11 protein-coding genes are annotated in these 18179 nt (G+C 33.9%); 7 read left to right on the top strand and 4 right to left on the bottom strand.

Going from position 1 to position 18179, the window contains the following annotated elements; genetic code table 11:
- The first annotated feature begins 13 nt into the window (after positions 1-13).
- From H0V01_11585 to H0V01_11560, 6 genes are all read left to right on the top strand, one after another.
- Positions 14-478 carry a type I restriction enzyme HsdR N-terminal domain-containing protein gene (locus tag H0V01_11585; GenBank protein ID MBA2584013.1) on the top strand — a complete coding sequence of 155 codons (465 nt, stop codon included), beginning with the start codon at positions 14-16 and terminating at the stop codon, positions 476-478.
- Entirely contained in the window at positions 475-3069 is a 2595-nt protein-coding gene (locus H0V01_11580; GenBank protein MBA2584012.1) for a S8 family peptidase, read from the top strand. The genes H0V01_11585 and H0V01_11580 overlap by 4 nt, the downstream gene beginning before the upstream one ends.
- Positions 3070-3080: 11 nt before the next feature.
- Complete coding sequence (locus H0V01_11575; GenBank protein ID MBA2584011.1) at positions 3081-5930, top strand: S8 family serine peptidase; 2850 nt, start codon at positions 3081-3083, stop codon at positions 5928-5930.
- A 63-nt stretch (positions 5931-5993) separates the two neighbouring features.
- A complete protein-coding gene (locus H0V01_11570) occupies positions 5994-6560 on the top strand; it encodes a DUF5606 domain-containing protein (GenBank protein ID MBA2584010.1) in 567 nt (188 codons plus the stop codon).
- Positions 6561-6642: 82 nt separating this feature from the next.
- Positions 6643-8367, top strand: coding sequence for a M3 family oligoendopeptidase (locus H0V01_11565; GenBank protein ID MBA2584009.1), 1725 nt, complete (start codon positions 6643-6645; stop codon positions 8365-8367).
- A gap of 80 nt (positions 8368-8447) precedes the next feature.
- On the top strand, positions 8448-10562 hold the full coding sequence (locus H0V01_11560; protein ID MBA2584008.1) for a PD40 domain-containing protein: 2115 nt from the start codon (positions 8448-8450) through the stop codon (positions 10560-10562).
- A gap of 146 nt (positions 10563-10708) precedes the next feature.
- On the opposite strand, the gene H0V01_11555 is transcribed toward H0V01_11560, so the two are convergent.
- Genes H0V01_11555 through asnB form a run of 3 tightly spaced genes read right to left on the bottom strand, consistent with a single transcriptional unit; the run spans position 10709 to position 14692 of the window.
- The gene (locus tag H0V01_11555; GenBank protein MBA2584007.1) at positions 10709-11851 is read right to left on the bottom strand and encodes a T9SS type A sorting domain-containing protein; all 1143 of its coding nucleotides are present in this window, start codon (positions 11849-11851) and stop codon (positions 10709-10711) included.
- Positions 11848-12786 carry a DUF952 domain-containing protein gene (locus H0V01_11550; protein ID MBA2584006.1) on the bottom strand — a complete coding sequence of 313 codons (939 nt, stop codon included), beginning with the start codon at positions 12784-12786 and terminating at the stop codon, positions 11848-11850. The genes H0V01_11555 and H0V01_11550 overlap by 4 nt, the downstream gene beginning before the upstream one ends.
- 16 nt (positions 12787-12802) lie before the next feature.
- Positions 12803-14692, bottom strand: coding sequence for an asparagine synthase (glutamine-hydrolyzing) (gene asnB / locus H0V01_11545; protein ID MBA2584005.1), 1890 nt, complete (start codon positions 14690-14692; stop codon positions 12803-12805).
- Between the two features lie 100 nt (positions 14693-14792).
- Between asnB and dacB the strand changes: the two genes are divergently transcribed.
- Positions 14793-16283: a D-alanyl-D-alanine carboxypeptidase/D-alanyl-D-alanine-endopeptidase gene (dacB, locus tag H0V01_11540; protein MBA2584004.1), complete on the top strand. Its 1491-nt coding sequence runs from the start codon at positions 14793-14795 to the stop codon at positions 16281-16283.
- A gap of 61 nt (positions 16284-16344) precedes the next feature.
- On the opposite strand, the gene lpdA is transcribed toward dacB, so the two are convergent.
- Positions 16345-17730 carry a dihydrolipoyl dehydrogenase gene (gene lpdA / locus H0V01_11535; GenBank protein MBA2584003.1) on the bottom strand — a complete coding sequence of 462 codons (1386 nt, stop codon included), beginning with the start codon at positions 17728-17730 and terminating at the stop codon, positions 16345-16347.
- Between the last annotated feature and the right edge of the window lie 449 nt (positions 17731-18179).

Genomic DNA, 18179 nt, shown 5'->3' with positions numbered 1-18179 from the left:
ACATGAATTCTTTATGATTGAACTTAATTTGCCTGTATATGACTATAAAATTAAGAAGGATGGTCAAAGATCGCAAATTTTTGACAAAATAAGAAAGAAATTCGTGGTGTTAACACCTGAAGAGTGGGTAAGACAACATTTCATTAATTTCCTTTCCATAGAAAAAAATTATCCCTTATCCTTAATGAAAATTGAAAAAGGATTAAAATACAACAACCAAATTAAAAGAACTGATATTGTAATATACAATAATATGGGATTGCCATCTGTAATTGTTGAATGCAAAGCACCCGAAGTAAAAATAAATGCTGCTGTTTTTGAACAAATTGCAAGATACAATATGCAGTTAAAGGTAGATATATTAATTGTTACAAATGGAATGGACCATTATTGTTGCTACATTGATTATACAACAAATTCATTTACCTTTATCAAAGAAATTCCAGGGTATAATGAAAATTTTAAATTAGGTATATGAAAATTTTCACAACATCCCTAATGCTTTCTTTTTTGCTTTTATGCTCATATGCCTTTGGCCAGAAGGAAAAAATAAGCATGGAATTGAACCAGGCTATTCTTGAAAGTGAAAATTCTGCAGAACAACTGCTTTTGATTTTAAGAGGCGATATAAAGGAAATTGAAATTGCAGTAGAGCAATCCGGAGGCATAATAAAATACAGTTATGGTGATATTGTTGCAGTAAATCTTCCTGTTTCAAGCATTCGCTCTTTTGTATTTGAAGCTCAGGAAGCAATAGAGCATATTGAATTTCATTATGGAAAAGGAACTACATTAAATGACAAAATGCTGGTTAATAACCGGATTGTTGAAGTACACAATGGAATGATTGATGGAATACCTGTTGGGTTAACAGGAAAAGGAGTATTAATGGGAATAATTGATACAGGATTAGATTTCAATCATCCTGATTTTCGTGATTCAACTGGCAGCACAAGGGTTAAATATTTATGGGATCAAAACCAGGCCTACAATTCTTTCAGGACACCCTTTCCATATAATTATGGCCAGGAATGGTCACAGGAGGATATCAACTCTGGAATTTGCACCCATGAAGACCAGCCTCAGTATTACGGACATGGAACCAATGTTACTGGAACTGCTGTTGGCAATGGGCTTGCCAATGGAAAATACAAAGGAGTAGCTCCCGAAGCAGAACTTATTATTGTATCCACTAATTTTTCTTCTGGCAATTGGCTTGCAACTGTTGTTGATGCTGTTCATTATATCTTCAATAAAGCTGATTTATTGGGAATGCCTTGCGTTATTAATGCCAGTGTAGGCACATATTCGGGATCACACGATGCAAAGGATCTGGCAGCAATATTAATTTCAAATATGGCTACAGAGAAGGGGGGAAGAGCATTTGTTTGTGCCGGGGGTAATAGAGGAGAATCTGTATTTCATTTGGGTTATAATATAACTCCAACACCTAAATTTACCTGGTTTAAACCAGTGAATGGCATGGGGAAAGTATGGTTTAGTTTATGGACTGATACCTTGAATTTCAACAATGCAGAATTTGCTTTCGGGGCCGATAATACTGTTCCTGAATTTGAATTAAGAGGAATAACCCCTTATTTTAACATAAAAAACAGGCTCAATATGAATAAAAAAGACAGTTTGTTTTCAACAAATGGCAATCTGCTCGGAATTGTTCAAACCTGGTGTGAGAGAATTGATTCGCGATATTATATGCAGGTTGAGATTTCACGTGCAGATTCAGCTAATTATTATTACCGCTTTGCTACAAAAGGAAGCGGTAAATTTGATATATGGTCTGATGATTGGATGGCTACTTCGAAAATGATTTATAACTCATTACCAAATCCAATTATTTTTCCTGAAATCCTCGATTACATCTCTCCCGATAATAAACAATCCATTGTGAGTAGTTTTAGTTGTTCCCCAGATGTTTTAACTGTCGCAAATTATACAAATCGAGCATCCTATACTGCTTATTATGGCAATACTGTAACAGTAAATTACATCGAAGGTGAAATTGCAGCTACATCCAGCCTTGGTCCTGCTCGATCAGGAATTATTAAACCTGATATTGGAGCTACAGGTGATTTTGTAATTAGTGCAGGAAAACTTTCAGCAATGAGTCAATTAATTAATTCTGAGCCAAATAAAGTTGCAGAAGGTGGAATGCATACCGTAGGTGGAGGAACATCCATGGCCTCACCAGTAGTTGCAGGAATTGTGGCCCTATATTTCCAATTATGTCCAAGCGCTAATTTTAGCGAAATTAAAAAAGCAGTTATCGAAACAGCCTATGTTGATAGTTTTACTGGTGCTATTCCAAATATCACTTTTGGATTTGGAAAAGTCAATGCTGCAGGAATTGTTTCAAGAGGTGTAATTACATCAAATATAACCAGTTCCTATGCGTCCGTTTTATGTGAAGGAAAAAGCCTTATGTTGTCCTCCAATAAAAATCATCACTCATACTTGTGGAATACAGGGGATACTACCAAATCCATAGAAGTATTAAGCCCAGGAAATTTCCAACTTTCTGTGTTTAACAATCAAAAGTGCAGTGCCATTTCAACGGTTCATAGCATTGGTTTTGCTGAAAACCAATCTAAACCATTAATATGGCGTGAAGAAAATGTTTTAAAAACAACAGCAGCCAATTCTTACCAATGGTATTTAAATGGTTCTAAAATCAATGGAGCGAAAGATATAAAATATCAGGCCTTAGAAGATGGAGACTATTTAGTGGAAGTATATAATTCAAATGATTGTTCTGAATACTCAGATGTCCTTCCTGTAATTCTATTTACTGGGGAAGCCTTTAAAGTTGATGCCTATCCAATTCCTACTTCTGGCCCGGTTGAAATAAATATAAAAAACAATATTGGAGAAACCACCCAATGTAATGTAATAAATGTATTAGGCCAGATTGTATTTTCTGAATCAATAATTAATTCAACATATAATTTTACATTTTTAATTGATTTATCAACATTTGAAAAAGGAGTATATTCTTTGCAGATAATCAATAAAGAAAATATATACAGCAAGCAAATCGTTAAGGGCCATTAAAGGATTGATAATTGAAAAAGATAATTGTTATATTTTTTGTACTAATTCCTCTCTTTGCACTTACCCAGAATCTGCAAAAAATTGAGAAGGAGGTATTTTCCTATTTCAAATTACCTGAAAATGTTTCCCAGGAAGATTATCAACCAGAAAAAATAATTATTAAGATCAAGCCACAGTATAGATCTATGGCCAAAAGCAGCTCCATAGAGATACCTGCTTTGAATGAAGAATTTCAACAATTAGGAGTGAAAAGTATTCAAAAAAAATTCCCCGCTGAAAAACCTGTTTCAAATAAGCTGAATAAAAACATAGACGGCCAAATTGTAGATCTTTCCCTTATTTATGAAATTGAAATTCCCCAATCAGTTTCTTTAGAAAAGGCAATAAATAAATTATATAGAACTGGGGTAATAGTTTATGCCGAGCCATTATATATTCCCAAACTTTTATTTTCCCCTAATGACCCGAATGTTTCTTCTCAATATGCATTAGCTATTATGAAGGCCTATCAGGCATGGGATATTACTCAAGGGGATACAAATGTTGTAATTGGAATTTTGGATACAGGAACTGATTTTAATCATCCTGATCTTTTAGGAAATATCAAATACAACTACAACGACCCTATTAATGGTATTGATGATGATAATGACGGGTATATTGATAATTTTCGTGGATGGAATTTGGGAGAAACTAATAATTATCCTCAAATTAATTCTGGTTCACATGGAGTGCATGTTACTGGTATTGCAGCTGCCAGTACGAACAACAATACAGGAATTGCTGGTGTTGGATTTAATTGTAAGTATTTGCCTGTAAAGGTGTCAAACCAGAATGGTATTTTAACTCATGCTTATGATGGTATTGTTTATGCAGCCAACCAAGGTTGCCAGATTATAAATTGTTCATGGGGAAGTGTAGGTGGAGGCCAGTATGGCCAGGATATTATTAATTATGCCACCTTTAATAAAGGAGCTCTTGTAGTGGCTGCAGCAGGAAACAATAGCAAGGATGAAAAATTTTACCCTGCTGCATATGCAAACACTTTATCCGTAGGTGCCACCAATACGAATGATAAAAAATGGACAGGGTCAAATTATGGATATTCCATAGATGTTTGTGCCCCCGGTGAAGGCATCTATTCAACAATGCCGGATAATATTTATGGTGGATTATCAGGAACATCCATGGCTACACCCAATGCAGCAGGTGCTGCAGCACTTGTTAAGTCTTATTTTCCTTCATACAATGCATTGCAAATTGCTGAACAATTAAAAGTTACCGCAGATAAAATAGATGGTTTGAATGAAAAATCCCTGGAATCAAAACTTGGCAGAGGCAGAATAAATATTTATCGCGCTCTCACTGAAACCAATACCCCTTCAATTGTACTAACCAATCAAACTTTTAAAGGCAGCATGCATGATTATTTTATTGCCGGAGATACAGTTTCAATCTCCTGTTTTTTTAAAAATTATCTTGCACCTGCCTCCAATGTATCCGTAACTTTAAAAGCCAAAGATAATTTCATTAAAGTATTGAATTCTTCTACCTATTTTGGCTCTATTCCTACGCTTGATTCAGTAAATAATAGTGCAGATCCTTTTCGTGTTGTTATATTAAAAGATGCTCCTGAAAATACTGAAGCCTTATTTACTGTAACCATACAGGACGGCAATTATACAGCAGATTATTTCTTTACATTAATGGTAAATGTTGATTTTATTAATGTTAAAATTAATGATATTGGCACTACAATTACAAGTTCTGGCAAGATCGGCTACAATAAACAAGGACAACAATATGGGCTTGGTTTTACTTATAAGAACAATCCTACATTGTTGTATGAAGGAGGATTAATGGTAGGTAATTCCGAAAGTGCTGTTTCAAGTTGTGTTAGGGGAGAGCAAGGAAAAACCAATCAGGATTTTAAATCAATATTAAGAGTTACTGATAGTCCATTAATGGTCGCTGATATTAACCTGGAAGGAAAATTTAATGACAATACTTCTTTAACGCCATTGAATGTATCAATCAATCATAATGCTTATGCCTGGAATTCACCTGAACACCGAAAATATATAATTATTCTATATGATATTGTTAACAAAGGCGACAAGCCAATAAATAACCTGTATGCAGGAATATTTGCCGATTGGGACATAATGGACTATAGTGTGAACAGAATCAATTATGACTCAGATAATAAAATGGGATATTCTTATAGCCTGGAGCCAAATGGATTGTATGCAGGAATAAAATTGCTAAGTTCAACTGCTCCTCCAATTCATTATGCTATTGATAATATAAACGGGGGAGCAGGAGGAGTAGATATTACAGGTGGATTTGAAAACAATAAAAAATTCGCTACCCTTAGCACAAGCCGTAATGAAGCAGGTGCAAATCAATTTGGAAACGATATAATTGATGTAATGAGTACAGGACCTTTTTACCTTTCTCCGGGTGATACAGCTTTCATTGCATTTGCCTTAATTGCAGGAGACGACTTAGTTGATTTGAAAAGCAGTGCGTTTGCTGCACAAAATAAATATGATACTGAAATTCCCCACAACCGTAATCATAAACCTATTGATGAAAATGAAGTATGGTTTGGTAAGTGCTATCCCAATCCTACTAAAAATGATGTAACTTTTGAATTTTATCTTCCTTCACCTGCCCCTGTAGATTTAATATTGTATAACAGTATGGGACAAATAATTGAAATAATAGTTCAAGAGGCTTCTCCTCAAGGATTTAACAGAATTACTACAGATACAAGCATACTTAATGCAGGAGTCTATATTTACAGGCTTACAAGCGGTGAATTTTCTTCATCAGGAAAGTTAACTGTGATAAAATAAAAAGTTTGTACCAATTCAAAGATTATTTTTTTTATTTTTGTGAAAATATATTTTAAAAACAATATGAATTTAAGCGATTATATTTCTGTTTCAGGACAAGGAGGATTATTTAAAATAATTTCTAAGGCGAACAATGGATTAATAGTAGAATCTTTAACAGAGAAAAAAAGATTACAAGTACATGCATCTCAAAAGGTAAGTTCTTTGCAGGACATTAGCATTTTCACCACAAATGAAGATGTGCCTTTAATTGAGGTATTTACAAAAATATTTGAAAAGGAAAAAGGCGGAGCTGCTATAGATTCCAAATCAGATGCTGAAGCCTTGAAAAAATATTTTGATAAAGTACTTCCAGAATATGATAAAGACCGGGTTTATGTGTCGGATATTAAAAAGGTAATTTCCTGGTATAATATTTTACAGGCTGATGGTCTTATTAAACCTGTTGTTGAAGAAAAATCAACTGAAAAGGAAGCTGAAGATACAGATAAACCAAAAAAGACGAAAGCAGAGAGCAAGGATAAAGCTGAAGCAACTGCAAAACGTGCAGCGAAAACAGTAAAACCTACTCCAAAAACATCAAAAGCTAAAACTGGTAAAACACAGACTGTTAGAAAAACAGGGGCATAATGATAATAAAGTAATAACCATATATTAAAGCTCTTTGAATTTAAATTCAAAGAGCTTTTTAATTACTAATAATAATTTTTTTATGACTAATTCACCCACAACATTACCTGTTAAGAAAAGAAGGACATTTCTTTCAGAGAATTTAATTATAAATTCATGGGAATCAATTCAACCCTACTTTGATGATTTATTAGCAAGGAAATTGAATTCCCTGGAAGATATAGAATTTTGGTTAAAGGATAGGAGTGAGCTTGAAGCGGTAATTGAGGAGGATGCTGCATGGAGGTATATCAAAATGAATATTGATACTACAGATAAGGCACTTGCCGATGATTTCAATTTTTTTATAACTGAAATTCAACCAAGAATGTCCCCTTATGATGATAAATTCAATAAAAAACTAATTGAGTCATCTTTTGTAAGTCATTTGGAAAAGGATAAATATTTCATTTATTTAAGGGCCATTAAAAAGGAAATAGAAATATTTCGTGAACAAAATATTCCATTATTCACTCAACTAAACACGGAAGAGCAAAAATATGGTTCTATTAGTGCATTAATGACTGTGGAGATAGAAGGTAAGGAAATAACCTTGCAACAAGCGGCAAAACACCTTAAAGATCTTGATAGAAATATAAGAGAAATTGTTTTTGAAAAGATTTCTTTCAGAAGAACTCAGGATGTGGAAAAGCTAAACCAGCTTTTTTCTGAACTTATTCAAATACGAACTACAATAGCAAAGAATGCCGGTTTTGAAAATTACCGCGATTATAAGTTTGCTGAACTTGGCAGGTTTGATTATTCGGTAAAAGATTGTTATGATTTTCACCATGCTATTAAAACTCATATTACTCCGGTTTTAGATCAGTTGGATATACAAAGAAAGCAAGCACTTGGAGTGGATCAATTAAAACCTTGGGATACAGAGGTTGATATTACAGGAAAACCTGCTTTGAAACCTTTTGAAAATCAAGAAGAGTTAATACTAAAAACCATAGAATGCTTTAACCGGATAAGTCTCTTTTTTGGAGAAAAGCTTGAAATCATGAAACAAATGGGATACCTTGACCTTGAATCTAAAAAAGGTAAAGCACCTGGTGGTTTTAATTATCCTCTTTATGAAATAGGTGTTCCTTTTATATACATGAATGCAGTTGGCTCATTCAGAGATTTGATTACTATGGTGCATGAAGGTGGGCATGCAATTCATTCTTTTCTTTCACGTGATTTGGAGCTTACCGCTTTTAAAAGTGTTCCCTCAGAAGTAGCAGAACTTGCATCAATGAGTATGGAATTAATTACCATGGATCATTGGGATGTGTTTTTTAAAGATAAAGATGAACTTAAAAGGGCAAAAAGGGAACAGTTAGAAAAAGTATTGGGAACACTTCCCTGGATTGCCACCATTGATAAATTTCAACATTGGATTTATGAAAATCCGGATCATTCTGTTAATGAAAGGAATGATAAATGGATTGAAATTTACAGTGGATTTAACAGTAGCATAGTAGACTGGAGTGGAATGGAAAAGGTAAAAGCAAATATCTGGCAAAAACAACTTCATTTATTTGAAGTACCCTTTTACTATATAGAATATGGCTTTGCTCAATTAGGGGCGATTGCAGTTTGGAGGAATTTTAAAAACAACCCCAAACAAGCAATAAAAGATTATACCTCAGCCCTTGCTCTTGGCTATACAAGACCCATTGGAGAAATTTATGAAACAGCAGGTATTAAATTCGATTTTTCTGATTCCTATGTTAAAGAACTTGCGGATTTTGTTAGAAAAGAAATGGCTGAATTGTAATTTTATCCTTTTTTTTATCCTTTTTATTGCTAAAGTCCAATGATAATGGTATTTTGCAAAAACTTAAAATAGTAAATAGAATGTTATTTGATCGATATATAATTGCCACATTAAGTGCTTTAATCTTGCTTTGCACTCCGGAAATACTAAATGCTCAGGATACACTAAATCAAAAGGAGCATTCAAATAATAAACTTTTCCGTCAATCAAAAAAGCATGCAAATGCAGGTGAACCTGAACTTTCGAGAGCAAAATTAATTAAGCTGGTTGAAAGAAATCCTGATAATTTCAATTATAATTATGAACTTGGTTTAAATTACTATTATACATTCCACAGAAAGGAAGAAGCTCTTCCTTATTTTGAAAAAGCAGTAAAAAATTCTCCTAAAGACACAATTGGGGAGCTTTTTTATTATTTGGGTGATTTGTACCAGCATAAGGGCGAGCTTGAAAAAGCTATTGAAAATTATACTATTATGAAGCAGTTTGTAAAAAACAATAAACCCGGAAAGGAATTGTTTTCTGAACTAAACTTCCGCATTGCACAGTGTTTTGGAGGAAAAGCATTTGCTGTAGCTGTGGATAAAAAGGTGAAAGTTGAAAATATGGGAAGCAATATTAATTCAAAATTCCCGGATTATGCACCAGTTATAAATAATGAAGAACACATATTGATGTTTACCTCCAGAAGGAGCAGCAATTTGGGTGGAAAGATTGATTACAGGGATGACAAGTTTTTTGAGGATATGTATTTATCACGAAAAGAGGAAAATGGTTTTTCTCCTGCTCAAAAGTTCCTTGTTTCAGATAAATATGTGGGATTAATTCCTAATTCTCCAAAGCATGATGCTGTTGTTGGCTTTTCTTCTGACGAGCAAAAACTGTTTACTTTTCGCGACAATAGTCTTTGGGTATCTCATCTTACAAAAGAGGGCATTTGGCAAGGACCCGAAAAATTGAATGAAAATATCAATTCCAATAAGGGTTACCAACCTCATGCCTGCATTAGTTCAGATGGAAAAACAATGTTTTTTTCAAGTGAACGAAAAGGTGGGCTGGGTGGACTTGATTTATATTCATCCACTCTCCAGGAAGATGGAACCTGGGGAATCGCAAAGAATATTGGAGCTGAAATAAATACTAAATACAATGAGGATAGTCCATTTATTTCTGAAGATGGTAAAACTTTGTATTTTTCTTCAAAGGGACATAATACAATTGGAGGATACGATATCTTTTATACCCACAATATAAATGGAAGCTGGACCAAACCGGTTAATCTTGGAAGACCTGTTAATTCAATGGCTGATGATATTTTTTACAATCCGGTTAAAGTAGGCAATCAGGCTTATTTTTCATCCTCAAGACCTGATGGCCTTGGTGATATGGATATTTACCGTATTACTTATTTAACTGAACCTGAATTCAAGGATTGTAATGTTATTACACAAGTCCAAAATGATTCTCCGAATTCGGTTAAATTTATAAATTTCACTATGCCTGATACCATACTTAAGGGAGACCAAGTGTTTTTTGATGCTTCCCAAAGCAGGGTAAAGGATTCAGAAATAGGGAACGATGTTTTTTGGTTATTCGCAGACGGGAGCACTGCAAAGGAAGTAAAAACAACTCATACCTTTGAAAATACAGGAGTTTACGAGATAAAAATGGAACTTCAGGCATTTCATAAAATAAAACTAACCACTGATAATTATTGTATAAGCAAGTTTATACATGTAGTGGAAAAAGTGAAGGAACCATTATTGGCAGTCAATAATCCAAAGAATAATTCAAAAGAGGCCTCCAATGATGATAATAAAGTAGGGGCGATTGTTGGTGAATTTGTTTTCGAAAATGTTTATTACGATTTCGATAAAGGCCAGGTAAAGGTAGACTCCAAAAATGCATTAGATAAAAACATTGCCATTCTCAAAGCCAATCCTGATGTGAAAATCAAAATAATTGCATATGCAGATTCTAAAGGATCGCTTGATTACAATATTCGTTTATCCAAAAAAAGGGCCAATGAAGCAGCTCAATATTTAATTTTGAAGGGTATAAGCGCCAAACGAATTCAAGCAATTGAAGGCAAGGGGGAAGCTAATTTGGTTAATAAATGTGCCGATGGAGTTGAATGCACTCCTGAAGAACATCAATTAAACAGAAGGGCTGAATTTATTGTTGTTGGGAACTAAAAGCTATTTTACTTTTTTAAAATATATCTTCTTTTTTATTTTCAATTGGTATTAAATTATTCGAAATAACTATGTATTGTTTTCTATTAAAAGTAAGATAAAAAACACTTTCCTTTGGGTTATTAATAACAAAAATATTTTTGAAATTACTTCTTTACCACTTTAACAACCTCCTTTGATTCACCATTATTAATAACAACAAGATATAAACCTGTTGGGAATGTTGTAAGATCAATAGCCGTGGAACTAATTGATGGAGCAACAGTTTGAGTGTGAACAAGCACAGCTTTAGAATTAAAAACAGAAATTATTTTCTCCTGTTCAGTTTCTGAAAAACTTAAGTTTAGTTTATCATTTACGGGGTTTGGAGCAATAATTATACTATTACCCTTGCTTAATTTAGTATGGATAACCGAAGTTGGTAAAGCTAATTCATGTCTGCTAAAGAATTTCCAGATTTCAATGCTTGCTTTAATATCCTGATTAGTATTACCAAGTGAGGGAACAGCAATGTCACCTGGCCATGTATGACCACCGCCTTCAACTTTAAATAATACAACCTCACTGTTGTTAGTACAGGGACCATAATAATATTTTACAACAGTTGAACCTTCATTCACTATATCTGGCATGTTGGTAACTATAGCTGTTGTTGGACAATTGTTTTTTTGAATCCAAAAATCTACCGTGGCATTAACAGATGTGTGCCAGGATGTTCCATTGTATAATACGGTTGCATCGTCAGTGCCATGTATTTGAAGCACAGGAACCTCTTTTTGTTGCTGGCAATTTTGAGGAAGCTGTACCGACATTAAACCTGTAACTGAGGCTATTGCTGCTATTCTTCCATTTAATTCGCAAGCCAAACGGTAACTCATAAAACCACCCATAGACATTCCACAGGAATAAACTCTTTGAGAATTGATAGTGTAATTTGCAGAAACCGTATCGATAAGTGCTGAAATAAAACCTACATCATTCGTACCAGAGTTATAAGGAACATTAAATCCACTGTTCCAGGTATTGCTTATTCCGTCAGGATATACAACTATGAAATTTGCTGTATCAGCAATCAAATTCATTTGTGAATAGGGCTCCTGCTGGCTTGCACTTGAACCATTCCCGTGCAGGTTGAAAACAAGAGGATATTCATTTAAGGGATCATAATTGGAAGGAATAAAAATTCTATAGCTTCTTACAACACCATCAAAAGTAAAGCTTTTTATAAATGTTTGTCCTTGTATAGTTAAGGATGAAAGCAAAAGGGTTAGTAGGATTGATATTCTCATAACATTAAATTTTTAGGTAGTATAAATAATCCGTTTTCATCCATTTTTAATGCCAGAACACTTTCTACAGCATCCACATTTATTGGACCATAAATGTGTGGAAATAACTTACCTCTTTTTAAGGCCATTTCCATTTTTATTTCTGGTTTAACCTTTTCACCATTAATGCAAAGAACGAGAAGGTTGTTTTTGTTTTTATAATGAAGGTTTGCTGTTTCTTCAAAGTCTTCAGCAAGTGAGCAATGAATGAAACCCTCTGTAGATAAGGAATCATTATAATAAAACCCTGATTCAGTTGATTTTTCCCAATTTTCCTCCTCGGCAATATGAAGAATTTTTAATTTGTTTTTTGATTTATTCCAGGTTTTATATACATTTTGTTGTTTTGGTCTGTCTGATGGCATTGTTCTTAAAGGTTCGCAAGGTTTAAGACTGCTATAACAATCATTCGGAAGTTGCTGATACAATTCTGTCCCTTTGGTTTTCCATTGGATCATTTCATCACTTACCTCTTTTATTATTTTAGCGGGATTTCCTACCACCACTTTTCTTTCGGGTATTTTCATATCAGCTGGTACAAAACACAATGCACCAACAATACAATTATTCCCTACTTGTGCATTATCCATAATTACTGCATTCATTCCTATTAATGAATTTTCTCCAATGCTTGCTCCATGTATTATAGCACCATGTCCTATGTGAGCGGACTTATGCAGGGTAACTGTAACACCGGGAAACATATGTATTGTGCAATTTTCCTGTACATTACAACCGTCTTCAATTACAATTTGTCCCCAATCACCCCGAATGGCAGCACCAGGACCAATATATACATTTTTACCAATAATTACATTCCCTGTTACTGAGGCCTGGGGATGAACAAAAGCTGATTCATCAACTACTGGTATATATCCGTTAAATTCGTAAAACATTGCTAAATCTAAAAAATTAATCGTTCATGTATTTTTTCCACCAATATTGGAACACCAATAAAGCCCAAATATTGGCAACAGAATCCCCTGGATTGGGTGAATTAAGTTTTTTTAATAATCCTTTAACAGACTCAAAGTTAAAAATGTTTTGCTGACGGATAAAATTTTCTTCGAGCAACTCCTTTTCAATTAAACTTTTTAAACCAGTTTTCATCCATTTGAGAAGGGGAACTTCAAATCCCTTTTTTGGCCTTGCATATAATTCCTGGGGTAAAAAAGGTCGGAAGGCATCCTGAAGTATTCGTTTTTTTAGTTTATCGTTAATTTTAAATGAAGCAGGTAAAGAAAAAGCAAAATCCACAACGCGGTAATCCAAAAAGGGTGATCTAACCTCTAAACTATTTGCCATTGACATCATATCTACCTTTACAAGCATATCATTTGGCAAAACCAAAGTGGAATCCGTGAGGAGTATTTCATTGAAATCGCCATCCTGGTTTATATGTTCTAAAATTTTATTTTTTCTTTCAAAAAATTCCTTTAGTTGCTCGTCTTTAATGTTCAGAAGAAACAAGGCCGCTTTCTCATCCATTAAACCAGCCCATTTCCAATACCTGTTTTTTCTTGTCAAGTTAAGTCCTTTGCTGAACTTTTCCAACTGTCTTATTTTATTGGAAAAAATATTGTTGCGGGATTTTGGAAGTAATTCCCAAAGAGGAGCAGCAGATTTTACCAAGGAAGCTGAAAGTCCACCTTGCATTGCTTTATATTCTGCATAATGCTTATGGTATCCTGCAAAAAGTTCATCAGCCCCATCTCCTGAAAGAGCCACTGTTAAATGTTTTTTTGTTAGATAACTTAGGATGAAAACATTTAATGCTGATGAATCTGCAAATGGTTCATCCAAATAATCAAGTGCATCAAATAAGTGAGTGTAAAGGTCCTCATTGCTTAATGAAAAAACGGTATGGTTTGTTTTGTATTTATTGGCAACAAGCTCTGCATAATATGTTTCATCAAACATAGGTTCATCTTTAAATCCAATAGAAAATGTATTAAGATGAGGTGTATGCTTACTGGCTAAGGCTGTAATTATTGAAGAATCAACCCCACCGCTTAAAAATGCTCCTAATGGTACATCTGAAATTAGTCTTTTCTGAACTGCATCTTCAAGTAAATCAATTAATTCTGATTTTGCATTTTCATAACTTAGTTCTGGTTTTTTTTCTTCTTTTTTAATTGAATAATAGGTAGCAAAAGAAACCTCATTATTTTTAATGATAAGGTAATTTCCAGGCTCTAATTTTTTGATATTCTTAAAAATAGAATGTGGAGCAGGAATATAATTTAATTGAAAATAAGTAAACAAGGACACCTGGTCAATTTCCTTTTTTATTCCATACGCCATCATCGCTTTCATTTCTGATGCGAAAATCAACCTGTTTTGATCAACTGAATAATAAAGAGGTTTAACTCCCAATCGGTCTCTTGCTATAAATAAAGAATCCTCCAGTTTGTCATAAATTGCAAAGGCAAAAAAACCATTTATTTTATTTAGGCATTTTACACCTTCCGAAATGTATAAATAAAGTAATACTTCAGTATCCGTGCCTGATTTGAATGTTACTCCGGCTTTAATTAATTTTGCTTTGTGTTCTTTAAAATTAAAAAATTCACCGTTAAAAACAATTGTATACCTTCCGGAAATATCTGTAAATGGTTGAATTCCTGCTTCGGAAGTATCAATTATTGAAAGACGAGTATGACCTAAAGCAATTTTATTATGTTTATAAACACAATGGCTATCCGGCCCCCTTTTGGATAGGGTAAAAACGGAGGAATCAATTCCTGATAAGAAATCTTCAGCTCCTGGTTGAAATGCATAAACTCCTGTAATGCCACACATTTTATATCTATTACCTGCGAATTTACAATTTTAGAATTCTATAACCGTTGAAAAACAAATTTTATTTTATAAATTTAGAAGATTTAAAAAGCCTACCTGCGTGCGGATTATTTTTGTAATAAGTGTTATTTTCCTTTTTGTTATAAGTCCTTTGCTTTCCCAACAAAGCAAGGATAACCTTTTAAATAAACAACTGGTATTACAGCAACTTGTCAACAAAACGGGTGCTGATAAGGATTTAAAAAACGGTTCTTTCGGTTTTTATGCAATTGATACTAAGACAGGAACAGTATTAATTGAATACAACTCCAATCAAAGTCTTATTCCTGCTTCCACTATGAAAGCAGTTACAACAGCTGCAAGTCTTGAGCTTTTCGGGAGTAAGCACCGGTTTAAAACTACATTGGAATATGATGGATACATAGATTCTGAATGTGTATTACAAGGTAATTTATACATTAAAGGGGGAGGAGATCCATCCATTGGGTCATCCTTTTTATTTAACAAAAACAGGTTTGAATTTTTGACCAGTTGGACTAATGCTGTATTCGCATCAGGAATTTCTGGAATAAATGGTTCAATTGTAGGAGATGATGAAATTTTTTCAGGCGAATTAATTCCATCCACATGGACCTGGGGAGATATTGGAAATTATTATGGAGCTTGTTCCAGTGGCTTATCTGTATTTGATAATGTATATGAAATAGAATTTTCAAGTGGAAATATTGGAGATTTAGTGAAAGTGAAAAACATTTTACCATTCATTCCTTATATGCAACTAAAGAGTGAAGTGAAGGCAAGCTCTGTTTCCTCAGATAATTCAATAATTTTCGGAGCTCCAAATTCTCCTCATCGAATAATAAGAGGAGAAATTCCTTCGGGAAGAACTTCCTTTTTTGTAAAAGGAGCAATGCCAGAGCCTCCCCTGTTGGCTGCTTTTGCCTTTAATGAGGTTTTAAAGAAAAACGGCATGAAAATTTCGGGTGAACCCTCTACGATCAACAGAATAAATACAAACAGCAAGCGTCAAAAAAGAATACAAATTGCTGATTTTTATTCGCCATTTTTAATTGAAATTATAAACTGGACGAATCTAAAGAGCGTAAATCTTTTTGCGGAACATTTGTTAAATCACATTGGCTTGTTAAAATTAAAATCAGGAGAATCCCAGGCAGGCGCAAAAGCACTCACCGAATTTTGGCGATCAAAGGGAATAGATACACAAGGTATGTTTATTGCAGATGGAAGCGGATTATCAAGAGCAAATGGAATAACTGCAAAGCAATTGGCAGAGGTAATGAAATACATGACAGGTTCTTCTGAATTCGAATTTTTTTACAATTCCCTTGCAATAGCCGGAATAAGCGGTTCAATTGCAAATATTTGCCAGGGAACATCCGCCGGAAATAATTTAAGAGCAAAAAGCGGTTATATTAACCGGGTAAGAAGCTATACGGGATACGTTAACAACAAAAGCGGAAACCTAATTGCCTTTGCAATGATTGCCAACAATTATACCTGCTCTCCAGCAGAAATGAAATCAAAAATGGAAAAAATAATGGTTGCAATGTCAGAAAGCAATTGTGATTAGCATGCTTTAGCATCATAAAAAAAGGCGCATTAAGCGCCTTTTTTTATGATGGGTATTAAAATTATAAATGAATTACCTCTCCATAGGCAGCAGCAGCAGCTTCCATAATAGCCTCGCTCATAGTAGGATGTGGGTGTACAGCTTTGATTAATTCCATTCCGGTTATTTCAAGTTTTCTTGCAACCACAATTTCTGATATCATTTCAGTAACGTTCGCACCAATCATATGCGCTCCTAACAATTCACCATATTTAGCATCAAAAATAAGTTTGATAAAACCATCTTTGCTTCCTGATGCAGAGGCTTTTCCAGATGCCGAAAATGGAAACTTGCCTATTTTAAGCTCATAGCCAGCTTCCTTGGCCGCTTTTTCGGTATAGCCAACTGATGCAACTTCAGGGGAGCAATAAGTACATCCTGGAATATTATTGTATTCAAGTGCTTCCGGGGAATGTCCTGCTATTTTTTCAACACATATTATTCCCTCAGCGCTAGCCACATGAGCAAGAGCTTGTCCTTTTACACAATCACCAATAGCATATATTCCGGGAATATTTGTTTGATAAAATTCATCAACTATTATTTTTCCTTTATCTGTGGCAACTCCAGTTTCTTCAAGACCAATTCCTTCAATGTTTGTTGTTATTCCAACGGCAGAAAGCACAATATCGCATTCCACTGTCTCATCTCCCTTTTTTGTTTTAATTTTTACTTTACAGGTTTTGCCAGAAGTATCAACCGATTCAACACTTGATTCAGTCATAACTTCCATGCCCATTTTCTTAAATGACTTTAAAAGTTGTTTTGATACATCCTCATCTTCAAAAGGAACAATATTAGGCAGATATTCTACAAGAGTAACCTTAGTGCCCAAAGCCTGGTAAAAATAAGCAAATTCGGAACCAATAGCCCCTGATCCAACAACTACCATTGATTTTGGATGTGAAGGCAAAACCAAAGCCTCACGGTAACCAATTACTTTTTTTCCATCTTGTTTTAAGTTTGGAAGTTCCCTTGAACGAGCACCAACTGCAAGTATTATACTTTTTGCAGTATATACCGTTTCTTTTCCGCTTTCATCTTTAACGCTAACATCCTTGCCTTTAAGGGTTCCAAAACCCTTAATAACTTCAATTTTATTTTTTTTCAATAAAAACTGTATTCCCTTACTCATTCCCTCAGCAACATCACGGCTTCTTTTTATCATTGCACCAAAATCAGCATCAAAACCATTTACTTTAATACCATAATCAGAAGCATGGCTAATATATTCAAACACCTGTGCACTTTTTAATAAAGCCTTCGTAGGTATACATCCCCAATTTAAACAAATTCCTCCTAATTCAGCTTTTTCTACAACAGCTGTTTTTAGTCCCAATTGCGAAGCTCTTATTGCGGCAACATAGCCACCCGGGCCTGTTCCTATTACTATTAAGTCAAAATTCATAATATAATTGATTTTTATGTTTTTATTAATTGCGAAAATAGCAAAAAATGTAAAGCACCATAGTTAAAAATAATTTCAAAAATACATTCACATTGTTTTCCGACTGTTAATATTTTTAGATAACTAGTGTAAATTATTCAAATTTTACAATGAATTACCTGAGCCATCATAGAATTTGAAAATGCAAAAAATATTCATATTTAATAATTCAAACTCATTTACAATACAGTTTAAAACTATCTTTAAGAAAAATTTACCTGATTTATTACCTTTTAGTTTTTCATTTCATCCTAAAAAATACCTTTGAGTAATTATTTTTAATATTAAGAAACTGTTTTGAATTTATTTAAGAATAATTTTATGTGAATAAGTATGTTTATAACTAATTGATTTTCAGTAAGTTGGCCTGGGTTAATTTTGTATCTTGTAGATTATCAACCAAATAACTC

The organism is Bacteroidota bacterium, assembly GCA_013696965.1.
Taxonomy (GTDB): Bacteria; Bacteroidota; Bacteroidia; order JACCXN01; family JACCXN01; genus JACCXN01.
Note: the sequence above shows the minus strand (reverse complement) of the source record. Positions and strands in the feature narration are given on the sequence as shown.